Annotated in this window: 13 protein-coding genes; 3 read left to right on the top strand and 10 right to left on the bottom strand. The window is 39.4% G+C overall.

Annotated features, from left to right (window positions below):
* Positions 1 to 16: 16 nt before the first annotated feature.
* A complete protein-coding gene (gene queA / locus ABX891_RS03400) occupies positions 17 to 1,048 on the bottom strand; it encodes a tRNA preQ1(34) S-adenosylmethionine ribosyltransferase-isomerase QueA (RefSeq protein ID WP_354628910.1) in 1,032 nt (343 codons plus the stop codon).
* Positions 1,049 to 1,234: 186 nt separating this feature from the next.
* On the opposite strand from queA, the gene ABX891_RS03395 reads away from it, so the two are divergent.
* Together ABX891_RS03395 and ABX891_RS03390 are read left to right on the top strand one after the other, a co-directional pair.
* Positions 1,235 to 3,766, top strand: coding sequence for a two-component system response regulator (locus ABX891_RS03395; protein WP_354628909.1), 2,532 nt, complete (start codon positions 1,235 to 1,237; stop codon positions 3,764 to 3,766).
* A gap of 181 nt (positions 3,767 to 3,947) precedes the next feature.
* Positions 3,948 to 4,160, top strand: coding sequence for a hypothetical protein (locus tag ABX891_RS03390; protein ID WP_024592496.1), 213 nt, complete (start codon positions 3,948 to 3,950; stop codon positions 4,158 to 4,160).
* A gap of 24 nt (positions 4,161 to 4,184) precedes the next feature.
* On the opposite strand, the gene ABX891_RS03385 is transcribed toward ABX891_RS03390, so the two are convergent.
* The 7 genes from ABX891_RS03385 to ABX891_RS03355 form a co-directional block, all read right to left on the bottom strand.
* Entirely contained in the window at positions 4,185 to 5,105 is a 921-nt protein-coding gene (locus ABX891_RS03385) for a hydrogen peroxide-inducible genes activator (RefSeq protein WP_007586467.1), read from the bottom strand.
* Between the two features lie 82 nt (positions 5,106 to 5,187).
* Positions 5,188 to 6,456 carry an inorganic phosphate transporter gene (locus ABX891_RS03380; protein ID WP_354628908.1) on the bottom strand — a complete coding sequence of 423 codons (1,269 nt, stop codon included), beginning with the start codon at positions 6,454 to 6,456 and terminating at the stop codon, positions 5,188 to 5,190.
* 39 nt (positions 6,457 to 6,495) lie between these two features.
* The gene (locus ABX891_RS03375; protein WP_002957838.1) at positions 6,496 to 7,173 is read right to left on the bottom strand and encodes a TIGR00153 family protein; all 678 of its coding nucleotides are present in this window, start codon (positions 7,171 to 7,173) and stop codon (positions 6,496 to 6,498) included.
* Positions 7,174 to 7,323: 150 nt separating this feature from the next.
* On the bottom strand, positions 7,324 to 8,025 hold the full coding sequence (gene phoU, locus ABX891_RS03370) for a phosphate signaling complex protein PhoU (protein ID WP_007586465.1): 702 nt from the start codon (positions 8,023 to 8,025) through the stop codon (positions 7,324 to 7,326).
* 46 nt (positions 8,026 to 8,071) lie between these two features.
* On the bottom strand, positions 8,072 to 8,899 hold the full coding sequence (pstB, locus tag ABX891_RS03365) for a phosphate ABC transporter ATP-binding protein PstB (RefSeq protein ID WP_002957840.1): 828 nt from the start codon (positions 8,897 to 8,899) through the stop codon (positions 8,072 to 8,074).
* Positions 8,900 to 8,926: 27 nt separating this feature from the next.
* Positions 8,927 to 10,576: a phosphate ABC transporter permease PstA gene (gene pstA / locus ABX891_RS03360; protein ID WP_002957841.1), complete on the bottom strand. Its 1,650-nt coding sequence runs from the start codon at positions 10,574 to 10,576 to the stop codon at positions 8,927 to 8,929.
* Between the two features lie 15 nt (positions 10,577 to 10,591).
* Positions 10,592 to 12,826, bottom strand: coding sequence for an ABC transporter permease subunit (locus tag ABX891_RS03355; protein WP_354628907.1), 2,235 nt, complete (start codon positions 12,824 to 12,826; stop codon positions 10,592 to 10,594).
* Between the two features lie 381 nt (positions 12,827 to 13,207).
* Here ABX891_RS03355 and ABX891_RS03350 point away from each other — a divergent pair, with 381 nt between their 5' ends.
* Positions 13,208 to 13,714, top strand: coding sequence for a glycine cleavage system transcriptional repressor (locus ABX891_RS03350; protein ID WP_002957843.1), 507 nt, complete (start codon positions 13,208 to 13,210; stop codon positions 13,712 to 13,714).
* Positions 13,715 to 13,850: 136 nt separating this feature from the next.
* On the opposite strand, the gene ABX891_RS03345 is transcribed toward ABX891_RS03350, so the two are convergent.
* Both ABX891_RS03345 and ABX891_RS03340 read right to left on the bottom strand, forming a co-directional pair.
* On the bottom strand, positions 13,851 to 14,306 hold the full coding sequence (locus ABX891_RS03345; protein ID WP_354628906.1) for a hypothetical protein: 456 nt from the start codon (positions 14,304 to 14,306) through the stop codon (positions 13,851 to 13,853).
* A gap of 199 nt (positions 14,307 to 14,505) precedes the next feature.
* Positions 14,506 to 17,625 carry an efflux RND transporter permease subunit gene (locus ABX891_RS03340; protein WP_354628905.1) on the bottom strand — a complete coding sequence of 1,040 codons (3,120 nt, stop codon included), beginning with the start codon at positions 17,623 to 17,625 and terminating at the stop codon, positions 14,506 to 14,508.
* Positions 17,626 to 17,629 lie beyond the last annotated feature (4 nt).

Raw genomic sequence — 17,629 nt, 5'->3', positions numbered from 1 at the left:
ATTAAACAATATTTTGTTACTTATGTGTTAAAAACATCGCGTCGCCATAACTAAAAAAGCGGTACTGCTGCTCTATTGCAGTATTGTAAGCGCCCATAATATTGTCTTGGCCGCTAAATGCGCTGACTAACATTATAAGCGTTGATTCTGGTAAGTGAAAATTTGTGACCATGGCATCAACAACATTAAATTGATAACCCGGAAAAATAAATATATCGGTATCACCAAAATACGTATCTAACTTGCCGCCGTGAACTTTAGCAGCCGACTCCAATGAGCGAACTGAAGTTGTGCCTATCGCAATTACACGCCCACCATTTGCTTTAGTTTGCGCAACAGCTGCAACTACGTCATCAGGTACTTCTATGTACTCTGAGTGCATTACATGCTCATCAACACTATCAACTCGTACCGGCTGAAAAGTACCAGCGCCAACGTGTAGCGTAACAAAAGCCATATTTACGCCTTTATCTTTGAGTGCTGTCATTAACTTATCGTCAAAATGTAGACCTGCAGTTGGTGCTGCAACTGCACCTGGCTTTTCTCCATAAACAGTTTGATAGCGCTCACGGTCAGCATCGGTATCAGGTCGGTCAATATAAGGAGGCAGTGGCATATGGCCAATATCATTAAGTATATCTAGCACGTTTTGGCTATGATCGAACTCAAGCTCAAATAAAGTATCGTGGCGTGCAACCATTATTGCCTTGGCTTTGCCTTCTAAAATAACTTCGTTACCGACCTTAAGCGACTTGCTTGCCCGTACATGCGCAAGTACGCGATGCTCATCTAATACCCGCTCTACAAGTACTTCAACTTTTCCGCCTGAAGCTTTTTGACCAAACATACGTGCTGGAATAACGCGTGTATTGTTAAAGACCAATAAATCGCCTTCGTTTACTAAATCAAGTATATCGCTAAACACTTTATGTTCTAAAGTTCCGCTTGGGCCATCTAAAGTGAGTAGACGGCTGCTGGTTCTGTCCGCTTTTGGAAAACGAGCTATTAATTCATCAGGTAAGTCAAAGCTAAAGTCAGCCACGCGCATAATTAGTAATCCACATCATTTAAAATCGCGCCAAGTGTATATGTATCGGATATTAAGCTCAAGAAATCAGCCAAACTTATAATGTCTGTTTGCGTGTTTGCCATTAAATTCTCTTGTTCTTATGGTTAAATGTCACTATTCTTATTCGGCTAAATTATTATAAATTATATTAGGGGTGTTCAACTCGTGCCAAACCAGCTTAAATTGCTAATATTAAACGCAAGTAGTGCTGAACGTCGCGCGATTAAGGGCACTTTAGATAGCTTAAATGTATTTACCTTTATTGATGCCCAAGACAGTCAACAAGCTTTAAAGCTTTTAAAACAACACCCTGTTGATATTATAATAACGGGCATTAATGTTGGTAAAATTGATGGCTGGCGCTTTTCTAGGATGATCCGCTCAGGATTATTAAAAACACCAAAAAACACACCAATCTTACTTATTCCGCCAATTTACTGTGAGCGGATTGCCGAAACAACAGCCCGAAGCTATGGGATAGATGCTGTGCTACCGTTTGAGCACAAAGATATGCTCCCTCAAGTACTTGCGAATGTTTTATCTACTCACTTAGAAAAAAGTAGCCGGCTAAACTTATTATTATTAGAGCCACTTCAAAATACGGCCGACAAAATAAGTGAACTGTTAAAGTTAAACTTTGCTATCACTCACGTAACTTCAGCTAAAGCGGCACTTAACGCTTATAACCAACAGCAGTTTTCAATTGTGCTACTCGATGCCACTACATCAAGTGCAGAGAGCTCGAGTGTACTCGTTGAAGAAATCCTCCAGCACAATTCTAAACAAGCTATTGTTACAATTATAGAAAGTGACGATGCCGATTACGCTGAGCAGCTTTTGCTTTCGGGTGTTACCGACTTTATCAGAGCCCCTTACGATCCTTCATTTTTAAACAAAGTGTGTGACCACGCCGCACGACGTGAAGATTTTATGGTGAGTTATGCTGAATTTGCTTACAAAGTAGAACAATTGAGCGTGAGCGAAGTGCGTTACAAAGAGTTATTTTCTGCTCATCAGCGTATTTTATTGCACTTAAATACAGTTGTTTTAGAGCTCGATCAGCAAGGTAATATTCGTTTTATTAACCCCGCATGGGAAACATTAAGCGGTTTTGGTGTTAAATCATCACTACAAAACCCATTAAGCGCTTATTGTAATAACGAAGATAAAGGAAGGCTTGACTACACTATTAACGATATTTTACATGGTGGCGAGCAACAGCAACAAATAGAAGTAAAGTTAACCCACAAAAATGGCAATTTAATTTGGGTTGAATGCAGATTGCAGCTAATAAAAAATAGCCGTAATAACGCGACCATAACCGCAACTATCGACAATATACACGAACGAAAGCAAGCTGAGATTCAACTACGTCATTTAGCACACCATGACCCATTAACAGGTTTACATAATCGTTATTATTTTGATCAACAGCTTAATAAAATATGCCAAGATAAATACACCTATGATGGCATAGAGCATGCTGTTATTTATATTGACCTCGATCACTTTAAAATAATAAACGACAGTAAAGGCCATCATCAGGGCGATATAGTTTTAAAAGAAGTGGCGCAATTATTTAAAGCAAATATTGGCGACGATCACCTGGTATGCAGAATTGGTGGGGATGAATTTGCAGTCATACTTACCAATATGAATTTACTGGATGCACACCTTATTGCAGAAGGTGTGTGTAGTGCGATAGAAAAACATGCTTTTAAATCAGAAGATCAGATATACACTATTAGCTGCTCTATTGGTTTAACTCAAATCACGACACAAAATAACGACCCTAATGAGTGTTTAAAACAAGCCGATATTGCTTTGTATATTGCCAAAAACCTAGGGCGTAACTTAGTACATTGCTATTCAAAAGAAGATGCTCAAAACAATACACTACAAACAGGGCTTGAATGGGGCCACGAAATTCGCCAAGCACTACAGCAAGATAATATTGAACTACATTACCAACCTATTTGGGATTTTAAGGAGTGTAAAGTTGCTTATTTTGAAGCGCTTTTACGCTTAAAACTAAAAGGTGAACTCGTATACCCAAATCAGTTTATTCCCTCTTTAGAAATGCTTAACGACACATTTTTGATGGATCAATGCGTTATACGTAATGCTATTGCTTGTGTATCTAAGCACCCAGAGTTAAACCAAGTTGCTATTAATTTGTCAGCACAATCGTTCTTAGATGAACGCTTATTGCCATTAATTGAATCAAACCTTGAAAAGTATCACGTGCCTGCTTCGCGGATAATTTTTGAAATAACTGAATCTGCGAGTATTAATAACCTAAAGGCCACTCGTAAAATGATTGAGAAGCTTAATAGCTTAGGCTGTCATTTTTCTATCGATGATTTTGGAACTGGATTTAGTACATTTAACTATTTAAAGCAGCTTCCGGCACAGCATGTAAAAATTGATGGCTCATTTGTAAGCGACATGCTTAATGACCCTATAGATTTAGCGTTAGTAAAAGCAATAAATGATATTAGTCGGTCTCTCGATAAGCGCTCTGTAGCTGAGTACGTTGAAAACGAAGAGATATTTTTTGCACTAAAAGAGATAGGTGTTGATTATGGACAAGGCTACTTTATTGCACGCCCAGTACCTGTTGAAAAAGTAAAAGATGAACTTGAAAAAATTTCAAAAAATAAAACGTTTTACCAACAACAAGCTAGCCCAAAATAAACAAAATTAAACAATTTGTTACTACCAATATTACCTTTCTTGCCTATACTTTCAGTATCAAATAAGAAATGTCGTGTATTTTAATGCATTTCATTTTAAAAACATGACATTACCTTTTGGCGGCATAGTACTGATATTTATAGTGGGTTTCAAAGCTATTTAAGCTTTTAAGGAGAAAGGTATGACACAGCTAGTTATGTTATTACTGATTATACATTTTGCAATCGCGTATCAGTGTTATCGTTACGCAAATATTAAAGGCTACCCAGTTAAGGTTTTTACTGTATTAGGCTGCGTGCCTTACTTTAACTTAGTGGTATGGATTTATTTACTATTTTTACCCGAACTTGAGCCTTTTGAAAGCCATCTTAAAAATCAAAAGCAGCCTTTATAAGCTGCTTTCATTCATTTCCTATTCTTATTTAGAAAAATCTAAACTACATTGGCGCTTTAAAAATATCTCAAGCTGTTGACTAAATAACTTAAAGTCGCGGATCCGCCCCGTAGTTTTCCGCCACAATATGCCAATATCTCTATATGCATCGCTTTGTGATGGTGTTGCCACCATATTTTTATTATCTAAAATTCCGGCGTTAATCGCCATTTGTGGTAAAAAAGTCACCCCGAGCTGATGCTCAACCATACTCAATAATGTATGCAAGCTTGCTGCTTCAAATGGGTTAATACAACTAGCACGGTTTAAATGACATGCGCTAAGCGCATGGCCTGTCATACAGTGCTCACGCTCTAATAAGAATACGCTAGCCTCTGGTAATAGATTAAAGTCGACTACGCCCTTTGCAGCGCTGTAGTCCTTATGGTGCACTAAACTAAACTGATCTTTTGCCAATACTTGTGTATGAAATTTATCGGTTTCGTATGGCAGTGCAAGTAGCGCTAAATCAATATGCCCATGCTCAAGTTTGTCCAGTAGCTTGTCACTCGTATCTTCAATTAATACCAGCTCTAAATCACAAAAGGTTTCTTTACAAAAGTGATACAGAGGAGCCGCTATAAAGCTAGCAATTGTAGGTATAACACCCACTGTTAATTTACCACTCAGCGGTGTTAAAAAGCTTTTAGTGAGCTCTTTTAAACTAATTGTATCGTTAATTATTTTACGAGAGCGCTCAACAACTTCTTCACCAATACTGGTAAACATAAGGCTGCGATTTTCGCGCTCAATTAGCTGACAGCCTAGTGTTTCTTCAAGATTTTGAATAGCACTGCTTAAAGTAGATTGCCCTATAAAACAGGCACTGGCAGCTCTGCCAAAGTGCTGATGTTGATGAACAGCTAATAAATACTGTAGCTGTTTGATACTTGGAAGATTGGTCATTTTTTCTTTCCACAAATAAAAAGACCCCAACACCTAGGGCATTGAGATCTTTTCAAGCTAAAAGTCTTTGAGTACTTTTTTGTTAAACCCCAAATGCGGTTCTTAGTACGTAGAAAATAACAATAGCAAGGGCAGCGCCAACTGGCAATGTAATTACCCAAGAAACTACAATGTTTCTGATAACACCCATGTTAAGTGCACCAATTCCACGTGCCATACCTACACCTAATACCGCACCTACTAAGGTTTGGGTAGTAGAGATTGGCATACCAGTACCTGATGCAATAACAACGGTAGAAGCAGCGGCTAGTTCAGCAGCAAAACCACGGCTAGGCGTTAAATGTGTAATGCCTTCACCAATCGTTTTAATTACTTTTTTGCCCAAAATAGCAAGACCCGCAACAATACCAAAACCACCTAGAGGTAGAATCCACCAAGCAATAGCCGCTTTTTTAGCAATTTCACCATTGTTTTCAACAATATTTACAACAGCAGCTAGTGGACCGATTGCATTAGCAACATCGTTAGAACCATGTGCAAAGGCCATACAACATGCTGTTAATACCATAAGAACAGCAAACACTTTTTCAACATTGTTGAATTGCATTTGTTTATCTGCTTTTGGATCGATATTTAAGCGAGATATGGCAATTTTACCAATCACAGCAACAACTATTGCAACACCTACTGACAGTGCATAGCCTTCAGCTGAGCCTAGGTCTACACCAACGTGCTTTAAGCCCTTTTTAATTGTAACCAATGCCATGATAAAACCTGCTAAGCCCATATAAAGAGGGACATAACGTTTAGCATTTTTTAGTGGTGCATCTGTATTAAAAATAAGCTTTTGTGCACTCATGAATATTAAGTATGCAATAAAGCCTGATATGGCAGGTGTTATAATCCAACTACCTACAATACCACCTACTTTACCCCATTGAATCGCCTCAGTACCTACTGCAACTAACGCAAAACCTATGATTGCACCAATGATTGAGTGAGTTGTAGATACAGGCCAACCTAAGAACGAGGCCATTAATAACCAAGCACCGGCTGCAAATAAAGACGAAATCATACCCAGAACCATTAATTCCGGAATATCTGCAAATGGTGCTGCATCAATAATTCCTTTACGAATTGTTGATGTAACCTCACCACCTGCTAAATAGGCGCCTGCAAATTCAAAAATCATCGCTATAAAAATAGCTTGTTTGATTGTTAGCGCTTTTGAACCTACAGATGTACCCATGGCGTTCGCTACGTCGTTCGCGCCAATACCATAAGCCATAAAAAAGCCGACTGCTGCGGCAATTAAAATTAATACCGTGCCGTAAGATGCAATGATATCCATTGTAAAACCTTAATCTTTCGTGTTTGAACTGATTGTAAATTAACGAGCTAACATCAGCTCAAGACGTGATCCTACGCGCTCTGCAATATCTGCAAGCTCGCCAACCCATTCAATGATTTTGTACAAAAACATAACATCAATTGGATTTAACTCACCCTCTACATCACGTAGCTGGCGGCGTACTTTTATCTGCATTTCGTCCGTGTCTTGTTCTATGGCATCCAATTCAACTAACATTTTTTCTACTAAGGTGACTTCTCGACCTTTAAAACCCGTTTCTAGCAATTCTTCTAATTCGTTAATTGCTTTAGATGCTTGTTTAGTCGCATCTACACAACGGGTTAAGTAAGCTAAGAAATCAGCTTGCATTACTTTAGGAATGGTCATTTCACGACCAATCACTCGTCCTGCAATATCTTTTGCTTTATTGGCAATTTTATCTTGTTGAGTTACTAATTCGAGAAGATCTGTACGCTCTACCGGCATGAATAAACCACGTGGCAATTGTAATCGTATATCTCTTTTCATATCATCAGCTTCACGTTCTAAATTGCGAATAGTGATGCGAAGCTCTTCAGCTTGTACCCACTCTTCTTTAAATACGTGATTAAAAAAAGGTATCAAGGCTTTACTTGCTTGATGAACCTTCTTGATGTGTTCTTCCATTGGTTTGATAGGAGATTTTGCAAATACTCCTAAAAACGCGTTTGTAGGCATAACTGACCCTTTAATCAAATTGATATGCTTTGCAGCACGAATTTTACAGTATTAACCAAGATTGTGAACGCTTTTTATTACTTCACTAAGGCTTGCAATGCACAAAGCGGCACTAAGCCGCTTTAATAAAAAAGAAAAATAGGTAAAAAATTATAGCGATTTTTCTATATCTTCTTGAGATGTATGACGAATATCTTTGCCATTTACAAAATAAATAATGTATTCCGCAATATTTTGACAGCGATCCCCTATGCGCTCTAATGAACGAACAGACCAAACTAAGTCCATAATTTTAGGGATTGAGCGTGGATCTTCCATCATATAAGTCATTATTTGACGTGTGATAGCTTCATATTCACGGTCAACTTTTGCATCTTCTTTATGTACTTGAAATGCGCGCTGCACATCCATACGTGCAAATGCGTCTAGTACATCATGTAACATCTTTAGAACTTGGCGGCCCATATTCTCAATATTTACTAACAAGTCTTGTTGATCTTTAGTAAATGAGTCTAGTGCAACTTTAGCAATTCGCTCAGCTTCATCGCCAATACGTTCTAAATCTGCAATAGTTTTTGCAATTGCAATCACTAAACGTAAGTCACTTGCTGCAGGCTGACGACGAGCAATGATACGCGTACACTCTTCATCAATGCTGACTTCCATTGCATTTACTTTGTAATCGTTCTGACGTACTTTTTGAGCAAGCTCAGCATCGTTACGACTCACCGCATCAAGCGCGCTATTTAATTGCTGCTCAACTAAGCCACCCATACTCAATACATGGTTACGTACATTTTCTAGTTCTTGGTTAAAGCGCCCAGAAATATGCTTATTAATATTATGTTCCATAGTTACCTTCTCTTTTAATCTTGTACAACACGCTATAACGGGCTAATTAACCGTAACGACCGGTAATGTAATCTTCAGTCTTTTTCTTCGTTGGTGTAGTAAATAAGGTATTTGTGTCTGAGTATTCAATCAATTCGCCCATATACATAAAGGCTGTTTGATCAGATACACGCGCTGCTTGTTGCATGTTGTGCGTAACAATAACAACGGTAAATTTGTTTTTTAAATCGTTTATTAGCTCTTCGATTACCAAAGTAGAAATAGGGTCGAGTGCTGATGTTGGTTCATCAAGTAAAAGTACCTCAGGCTCAATTGCAATTGAGCGAGCTATAACTAAACGTTGTTGCTGACCACCCGATAAACCAAACGCGCTATCGTGCAATCTATCTTTTACTTCATCCCACAAAGCAGCACCACGAAGTGATTGCTCTACTACTTCATCTAATTTACGTTTCTCTTTAATGCCTTGTAAGCGCAGGCCATAAACTACATTTTCATAAATTGATTTAGGAAATGGATTAGGGCGCTGAAACACCATGCCTACATTACGACGAAGTGCAGCTACATCTACGCTCTTATCGTAAATATTTTGACCATGGAGTAATATTTCACCTTCAATACGGCAAATATCAACTAAATCATTCATGCGATTAATACAACGCAGTAATGTTGATTTACCACACCCAGACGGCCCGATAAACGCAGTTACTTGGCCTTTAGGAATGTTCATATTAACTTTATTAAGCGCCTGCTTATCACCGTAGTAAAGATCGAGGTCTTTAATCTCTAGCGCTTTTTGATCATCCGTTAAATTTTCTAGGTCTAACTTTTGACCAATATTAGCTTGGTTTACTTGTGGAGCGACTGTAATCATTTTTGTTACCTATAAAATCTTTACTAATTAGTGTTCAAGCGATCTGAATTTTTCACGTAAATGGTTACGTATACCAATGGCCGTTATGTTTAGGGTAATAATCACCGACACCAATAAAAAGGCAGTGGCGTATACCAGCGGACGTGCCGCTTCAACATTAGGGCTTTGGAAGCCAACATCGTATATATGAAAGCCTAAGTGCATGAACTTTCTATCTAAGTGAAAATACGGGAAGTTACCATCAAGTGGTAATGTAGGGGCCATTTTCACAACGCCTACTAACATTAATGGTGCAACTTCACCTGCAGCACGCGCAACTGCCAGTATTAAACCAGTCATAATTGCAGGGCTTGCCATTGGAATAATTATGCGCCATAACGTTTCAACCTTTGTTGCGCCAAGCGCTAGCGAACCGTCACGTACGGTACTTGGAATACGAGATAAGCCTTCCTCAGTCGATACAATAACAACTGGCAAAGTTAATATAGCAAGCGTTAACGCCGACCACATTACACCAGGCGTACCAAATACTGGCGTTGGTGCCGCTTCAGGGTAAAATAATTGGTCTAAGCTACCACCTAACATGTATACAAAAAAGCCGAGGCCAAATACACCGTACACAATTGAAGGCACACCGGCCAAGTTAATCACCGCAATACGAATCATCTTAGTGACTGCATTTTTAGCGGCATACTCGTGTAAGTAAATTGCAGCAACAACACCAAACGGCGTCACTATTACAGCCATCAGCATAACCATAAACACAGTACCAAATATAGCAGGGAAAACACCGCCCTCTGTATTTGCTTCACGTGGGTCATCAGATACAAACTTACCTAGCTGCACAAAGTAGTGCCCTAGCTTTGCAAAAAAGCCCATATCATTTGGAAACCAAACATCAAGTACTTGATACATTGGAATCGTAACTACTTCACCGCGCATATCTTTTACAGTTACGTGGTCACGTTTAGCTTGTTTACGTAGTGCAAATAAATCTTTTTCAAGTACACCATACTGCGCACGTAATTCAGCACGCTCTTGAGCAAGCTCAGCAACACGTTCATCAGTGAGTGCGTTATCTAGTAAGTAGCCCTTTTCTTTTAAACGAAGACGCTCAAGCTCATAGTTAATATGCCCAATGTCACCATTTTGTAAATCAAGTGCTTCGTCGTTTAAATCCACGGCACGCTCTACAAGTTCATGTAGAGCTTCAATTTTATCGCCTTCGACTGGTTTACCATCTTTAATTACACTTTCAACATAACCATAAAAATTACCGTTTTTACTACGCTCAAATACAGCAAGCGTTGCAGGCGTTGTTTTATTTTTAATGTCGGTTTCTAATATCCAACGAAAGTCTAAATCTACATACTCACGATTACCTGTTTTAATAAGTAAGCGCTCTATTTCTTCTTTTTCAAATCCGCTAACGTCAATACCTGTCGCGGCTAAACGCGTTTTTGGTACTAATTCACGGTCATAAACTTCGCCAATAACGGTTTGTTTTGAAATTGACCCTTCAAGTTCAAACTGCACAACTTCTGAAGGCCAGAAAAAACTTAATCCTTTCCAGGCTATCATTGCTAATAAGCCTAGAACTGAAATTAAACTGATGCTCACTGCACCACCGGTCATCCAAATCCAAGGAGAACCAGACTTAAACCACTGCTTTACCATGTCATGTCTCTCCGCTTACATTGAGCTATATTTTTCACGCAGTTGCTGGCGAACAAACTCAGCGACTGTGTTAAAAATGAATGTGAATATGAATAGTACAAAGGCCGCTAAGAACAATATTCTGTAATGCGAACTACCTACTTCTGACTCAGGCATTTCAACTGCAATATTTGCTGCAAGCGTACGCATACCTTGGAAGATGCTCCAATCCATAATAGGTGTATTACCCGTTGCCATAAGTACAATCATGGTTTCGCCAACGGCTCGGCCAAGTCCCATCATTACCGCAGAGAAAATACCAGGGCTTGCTGTAAGTAATACAACACGTATTAGTGTTTGCCACTGCGTTGCACCTAATGCTAATGAGCCATTTGATAAATGCTTTGGAACACTAAATACGGCGTCTTCTGCAATTGAGAATATAGTTGGAATAACTGCAAACCCCATCGCAATACCTACAACAAGCGAGTTACGTTGATCGAATGTCATACCCAGCTCATTTGTTAAGTACTGACGTACATTGCCGTCAAACATCCAAAGCTCAACAAATTCACTCATCGCAAACGAAAACCAGCCAATAAGTAAAACGACCGGAATAAGGATAATTGAATGAGATCCTTCAGGAATTCGATGACGAATTTTGGTTGGTAATTTAGTCCAAGCTAAACCTGTCGCTAACATACCTAAAGGTAATAATATGAGTAACCCAACAATTGCAGGTAAGTGCTCTTCTATCAATGGAGCTAACCAAAGACCGGCTAAAAAACCTAAAATAACGGTTGGTAATGCTTCCATTATTTCAACAGTGGGCTTAACTACCTTACGTAATTTACTCGACATAAAGTATGCCGTGTAAATTGCCGCCGAAAGCGCAATAGGCACTGCAAATAACATCGCGTAAAGGGCTGCTTTTAATGTACCAAACGAAATTGGCACTAATGAAAACTTAGATTCAAAGTCATCACTGGCTGATGTTGACTGCCATATATAACCTGGCTCTGGGTAACCTTCGTACCACACTTCTTGCCAAAGCGCTGACCAAGTGACTTCTGGATGCTCGTTATGTATTTCTAATACTGTTAGTTTGTTATCCGCCAAAATTAATGCAGCATTTGAACGCGGTGAAATTGCAAAGTTTTGTATTGCGCCTTCACTTACTTTACCTTGCCATAATTTTGCTTCGCTTGTTGTGTAGTACACCCCAAGCTCACCGTTACTGCTGGTCGTAAAAAAAGTACGACGATAGAACTCTGTAAATACATTTAATTTACTTTGCTTAGTCGTTTCAAATGAACGTATTTTTTGATATTCGCGGCCAGTGTCAGTGTTAACTTCAAACCACTGCGAAACTTCGCCGTTATCATTGGCAAGCATTAATGAGTTTGCACCTGCTAGTAATTTTGCAGATACAATATTGGCATTTTCTTCGTTAGCTGAAAGTAACTGAATTTGTTCTACATCACTTGGGTCACGTGTATCGTATACGTAAACTTGATTAGCAGAACGTACAAAAGTACGGGTTGTATCTGGAGACATTAATAGCTCATCTACACGCCCTTCAACATCTAGCTCTGTGCGCTCAACAACCCACTCAACTTCGCCAGTAAACATATTCTCTTCAGCAACAAAACTGCTAAACAGCACCCGTTTGTCTTCTGTAAGTGCGACAACGGCTGTTCTGTCTTCATAGTGGCTAAATGCAAAGCGCTTAATAGCTGAGCCTTGTTCATCTACTTCCAAAGCTATTTCCCCAAGAGGAAAGTCTAAACGAGGCGTTAATTTACGCTCGTTATTAGGAAAGGTGACCAAAAATTTAGGTGCTACAACCATTACAGTGCCATCTTTTAAACCAAACGCATAATGCCCTTGAAAAGGCGCGCTAGTTGCAAAGCTTGTTGCATCACTTGGTAGCTCGGCGTTTAATGTTTTAAGCTTTTTACCAAAGCTGCCATCTTGCACACTGTAAAAATCAACCTGCCCTTGCTGACTGAGTAAATAAGCAACTTCAGTTTGCTCTTCTACACCTAGGCCTGCTATTTGCTGCGAATTAGCGACCTGAAAGCTATCGCGTTTTTCTACTTTTACTGATTCAAAAATTGGCTGTACTACATAAAGAAGGTAAAAAAATATTAATAGCAGTGCTACCAATACCATTATCCCACCTGCGGTTATACCAAATTTGGCAAACCGATCTTTAAATAGACGGCTTCGATCCGTATTAAAAGTCGGTTTATTCGGATTTGAAGTCATCAAAACACCCTTAAATCTTAACGTTGTATAAATTATATTTCATCAAGATGACAGTAATGTTACAGCAGTAATAATAAGCACGTTAAAACGGTTTTAAATAAAACTAGCGAAGAAAATCGCTAAATAAGTCTCATATAGATGATTTTTAAGTGAACTAAATTATAAAATAATTGGACAAAGCATTTATCGAGGTCAATACTAAAAGAGTACTTACTAAATAAGAATGACTATTAATACCACGTATAGTCAACACAACCATATTCATTTTTATTATTTTAAAATCAACGATTTATAAAAAGTGCAACAACACACAATTTTGATTAGACAATACACTTAATGCCTATGCATTTACTTTCTTTGGGCTTAAAAAGAGAATTATTTATGAAGCAGTTGGTTATAACTATTCTAGGGCAAGATCGCCCTGGTTTAGTAGAGAGTATCTCATCCGTCGTGTTACAAAATCATGGCAACTGGCTAAGCAGTAACTTAAGCCATTTATTAGGTCATTTTGCAGGTATTATTCAACTTGAAGTTGCTGAGGAACACTTTCAATCATTACAAAGCGCTTTAAATAAGTTACCTAAGTTAGACGTTCGAATTGAAACCGGAAACACAGAAATTGAACCATCAACATTAGAACAAATCAATCTGGTTATAACAGGTAACGATCGCCCAGGTATTGTTCAAGAGTTGGCGAGTGTAATACGCCACAAAGGCGCTAACATTACTCATTTAAATTCAAGGCAGCAAAGTGCGCCTAATTGGGGGGTGCCTATTTTTAGCGCTGTTGCTACCGTTACTTTACCCAATGGTATGAATAAAGATGAAGTCATTGAAGCATTGGAATCAATAACAAGTGATTTAATTGTAGATACAGAAGAAGTTTGACATCCCTAGGTGCGTGCCACACGTTGACACGCATATTATTTTAGCCAGTCTATCAAAGCCCTCTGCGGGTTATTTAACGCAGACATAAAATAAGCCGATGCAAGCATCGGCTATTTTAAATGGTTATCTTATAAAGCTACATATCCATATGACGATTCGTACTTTGCATCATTTGCTTTATACCTTGCTTTTCCAGCTCTAGTATTTGTTGCAGCTTTTCTTGGCTACTTTGAGTTTCAGCGCGCTCAAGTAAGTATTCGTATAATTCAATTACCTTTTGATGCTGCTCTGATAAGTAAGCTTGAATAACTTTCTCATCAAATTGCTGGTCCTTACTAATGTCTTCGAAAGTAATTAGCTCAGGATTTTTAGCAAAGTATTCATAACAGTACGTATCGAGCGTATTTATTTCGGTTATCGCTTTAAACCCGACTAAATCTTCAGCGAGTTTTTTTTCGTAATTTAGGTAGTAGTCCACCAGCATTGCATTATGTTCATCGAGTAAATCCTTTACGCTATGAAAATTAGCCGCCATTTGCGTATGAAACAAAACGGTCCAATCGTATACCTCTTTAATTGTTTTAACTTGCATGTGCATTCCTTACTTAGTTGACTGTATAGGTACTACACTGCGTAAAGCGTGCCAATTAAAAAACCTTTAAAAACAGAGGGTTAATTTTAAAATAAATATTAATTAGCAATTTAATAGAATAACTTACAAATTATAGGTAATTTTTATAGAGCAATGCGTGAGTAGTAACCGCACTACTCTGTCGTCTTGTTGCTTTATATTATTTAAGTCCTTGTTTGCGCCACAGTAGGTAAACCGCAGGAATAACAAGTAAGGTGAGTACAATTGCACTGCCCATACCGCCAACCATAGGTGCAGCTATTCGACTCATTACTTCGTTTCCGGTGCCCGTGCCATAAAGTACAGGTAATAAACCGATAATAATTGTCGCGACAGTCATCATAACCGGGCGTACTCGAAGCCCTGCACCTTCAATAATAGCTTGCTGTAATTGCACTAAACTAAGTGGCTTACCTGCCTGCTCTGCTTCGATGCATTTTTCTTGATAGGCCTGGTTTAAATACACCAACATAATGACCCCAATTTCTACCGCTACCCCAGCTAAGGCAATAAAGCCCACACCTACTGCAACTGAAAAGTTAAAGCCCTCTAAATACATTAGCCATACGCCACCAATCATTGCCAGTGGCAACGTAGCCATAATAATAGTGACCTCAGCAAAGCTTCTAAAATTAAGATAAAGCAACACAATAATAATCGCTAATGTAAGTGGTAATACATAAGTCAGTTTGTCTTTAGCGCGCTGCATGTATTCATACTGCCCAGCCCACGTAATTGAGTAGCCAGCAGGTAGTATTAGGTCCTTATCGAGCACTTGCTGAGCGTGCTCAACGTAAGTACCAATATCAACGCCATCTATATCAATAAAACTCCAACCGTTTAAACGTGCATTTTCGCTTTTTATACCAGGCGGTCCATCTTCAATAAATACATCAACTACATCACCAAGTGCTATACGCTGCCCTGTAGGCGTTACAATAGGTAACAACATTAGCTCTTCTGGCGAGTCTCTGTATGCTTGCGGGTAACGCAAATTAACTGGGTAGCGCTCTTGCCCTTCTACCGTTTGTGTTACGTTTGTACCACCTATTGCAGTAGATACAACTTGCTGTATGTCGCTAATATTTAAGCTATAACGCGCCGCTTTTTCTCGGTTTATATCTACTTTTATATAACGCCCACCTGCTACTCGCTCTGAGTAAACCGATACGGTGCCTTGCACATCTTTTAAAAGCACTTCTATTTGTTGACCAACTTTTTGAATTTCACTCAACTTTGGTCCCGCAACTTTAATGCCCACGGGAGTTTTAATACCGGTTGCGAGCATATCAATACGTGTTTTAATTGGCATTACCCACGCATTCGTCAACCCCGGAAACTTAACCAAACCGTCGAGTTCTTTTTTAAGTTTTTCAAGCGTCATACCCTCGCGCCATTCGTTTTTTGGTTTTAGCTGAATAAACGTCTCTATCATTGTAAGCGGCGCAGGATCTGTTGCAGTTTCTGCTCGCCCAACTTTACCAAATACTGTTTTAACCTCGGGTACTGTGGCAATTAGCTTGTCGGTTTGCTGTAGTATTTCGCGCGCTTTACCTACCGATAAACCAGGATACGTTGTGGGCATATACATTAAGTCGCCCTCATCAAGTGGCGGAATAAATTCACTGCCTATTTTGTTTACCGGGTAAAAGCCAATAACAGAAACAACCACCGCGAGTACCAATGTCATTTTTGGAAATTTAAGCACCCAGTTAAGTAGTGGGCGATACGCTGCGACGAGTAATCGGTTAACTGGATTTTTTTGCTCCGAAATAACTTTACCTCTAATAAAGTAACCCATTAATACCGGCACTAAGGTAATCGCAAGCCCAGCAGACGCTGCCATAGCATAGGTTTTAGTGTAAGCTAGTGGCGCAAACATACGTCCTTCTTGCGCTTCTAAAATAAATACCGGCATAAAGCTGACGGTAATAATTAATAAACTAAAAAATAATGCAGGACCCACTTCACTCGCCGATTTAGCCACAACTTCCCAGCGGTTTTCGTTGGTAAGTGGCGTTTTTTCCATATGTTTGTGCATATTTTCAACCATGACGATAGCGCCGTCGGTCATTGCGCCTATCGCTATTGCAATTCCCCCTAAAGACATAATATTGGCGTTAATCCCCTGCCAATACATAATTATAAATGCCGTTAAAATGCCAAGCGGTAACGTAATAATTGCCACCAATGATGAGCGCACATGAAACAAAAACACCACACACACTAAAGCAACTACAATCAGCTCTTCAATTAGCTTACTTGTTAGATTATCTACCGCGTTATTTATTAAGTTGGAGCGATCGTACACAGGGACTATTTCAACGCCCTCTGGCAATCCCTTTTTAAGCGATTCTAATTTTGCTTTTACCAGCTCAATGGTTTTTTGTGCATTTTCGCCATAGCGCATAATAACGATGCCGCCGGTTACTTCGCCTTCGCCATTAAGCTCTGCAATACCACGGCGCATTTGCGGCCCGACTCTAATATCGGCTACATCACGCAATTGCAGCGCAGTACCATTAGCGTTTACACCAAGCGGAATAGCTTCTAGGTCGGCAACACTTTTAATGTAGCCTGTGCTTGTTACCATGTATTCAGCTTCAGCCATTTCAACTACCGAGGCGCCCATCTCTTGGTTGCCTTGTTGAATCGCCGTTTGAATAAGGCTAAGCGGGATACCATATGCACGTAATTTATCAGGCTCTACATTGACTTGGTATTGCTTAACCATGCCACCAACAGCAGCCACTTCAGATACACCGGGCACAGTTTGTAGCTCAAACTTTAAAAACCAATCTTGTAAGCTTCGTAGCTGACTAATATCGTGTTTATTTGTTTTATCAATTAGTGCGTATAAGTAAATCCAACCTACGCCTGTTGCATCAGGGCCAAGCTCTGGCGTAGCGCTATCGGGCAATCGGTTTGCTGCTTGGCTTAGGTATTCTTGTACTCGGCTACGCGCCCAATACAAATCAGTTTTTTCGTCAAAAATAACGTAAACGTACGAGTCACCAAAAAACGAAAAACCCCTTACAGTTTGTGCACCCGGCACAGAAAGCATTGCAGTGGTGAGCGGAAATGTAACTTGGTCTTGCACTACTTGCGGCGCTTGCCCCGGGTAAGTAGTTTTTATAATGACCTGAACATCAGATAAGTCAGGTAAGGCATCCACGGGCGTATTTTTTAGTGCAAACAATCCTCCACCCAGTAAAATTAATGTAAGCAACAACACAAAAAAGCGATTGCCAACAGACCAACGAATAATGGCAGTTATCATAATG

The sequence above is a fragment of the Pseudoalteromonas sp. NCIMB 1079 genome (assembly GCF_040567695.1).
Lineage (GTDB): Bacteria > Pseudomonadota > Gammaproteobacteria > Enterobacterales > Alteromonadaceae > Pseudoalteromonas > Pseudoalteromonas distincta.
The sequence above is the reverse complement of the archived record's forward strand: the minus strand, read 5'-3'. Positions and strand labels throughout refer to the sequence as shown.

Excerpts from the sequence above, each read along its gene's own strand:
- ABX891_RS03340 (WP_354628905.1), bottom strand. The coding sequence starts at position 17,625 with ATGATAACTGCCATTATTCGTTGGTCTGTTGGCAATCGCTTTTTTGTG.
- ABX891_RS03390 (WP_024592496.1), top strand. The coding sequence starts at position 3,948 with ATGACACAGCTAGTTATGTTATTACTGATTATACATTTTGCAATCGCG.
- ABX891_RS03380 (WP_354628908.1), bottom strand. The coding sequence starts at position 6,456 with ATGGATATCATTGCATCTTACGGCACGGTATTAATTTTAATTGCCGCA.
- ABX891_RS03355 (WP_354628907.1), bottom strand. The coding sequence starts at position 12,826 with ATGACTTCAAATCCGAATAAACCGACTTTTAATACGGATCGAAGCCGT.
- ABX891_RS03350 (WP_002957843.1), top strand. The coding sequence starts at position 13,208 with ATGAAGCAGTTGGTTATAACTATTCTAGGGCAAGATCGCCCTGGTTTA.
- phoU (WP_007586465.1), bottom strand. The coding sequence starts at position 8,025 with ATGGAACATAATATTAATAAGCATATTTCTGGGCGCTTTAACCAAGAA.
- ABX891_RS03375 (WP_002957838.1), bottom strand. The coding sequence starts at position 7,173 with ATGCCTACAAACGCGTTTTTAGGAGTATTTGCAAAATCTCCTATCAAA.
- queA (WP_354628910.1), bottom strand. The coding sequence starts at position 1,048 with ATGCGCGTGGCTGACTTTAGCTTTGACTTACCTGATGAATTAATAGCT.
- ABX891_RS03345 (WP_354628906.1), bottom strand. The coding sequence starts at position 14,306 with ATGCAAGTTAAAACAATTAAAGAGGTATACGATTGGACCGTTTTGTTT.
- pstA (WP_002957841.1), bottom strand. The coding sequence starts at position 10,576 with ATGGTAAAGCAGTGGTTTAAGTCTGGTTCTCCTTGGATTTGGATGACC.
- pstB (WP_002957840.1), bottom strand. The coding sequence starts at position 8,899 with ATGATTACAGTCGCTCCACAAGTAAACCAAGCTAATATTGGTCAAAAG.
- ABX891_RS03385 (WP_007586467.1), bottom strand. The coding sequence starts at position 5,105 with ATGACCAATCTTCCAAGTATCAAACAGCTACAGTATTTATTAGCTGTT.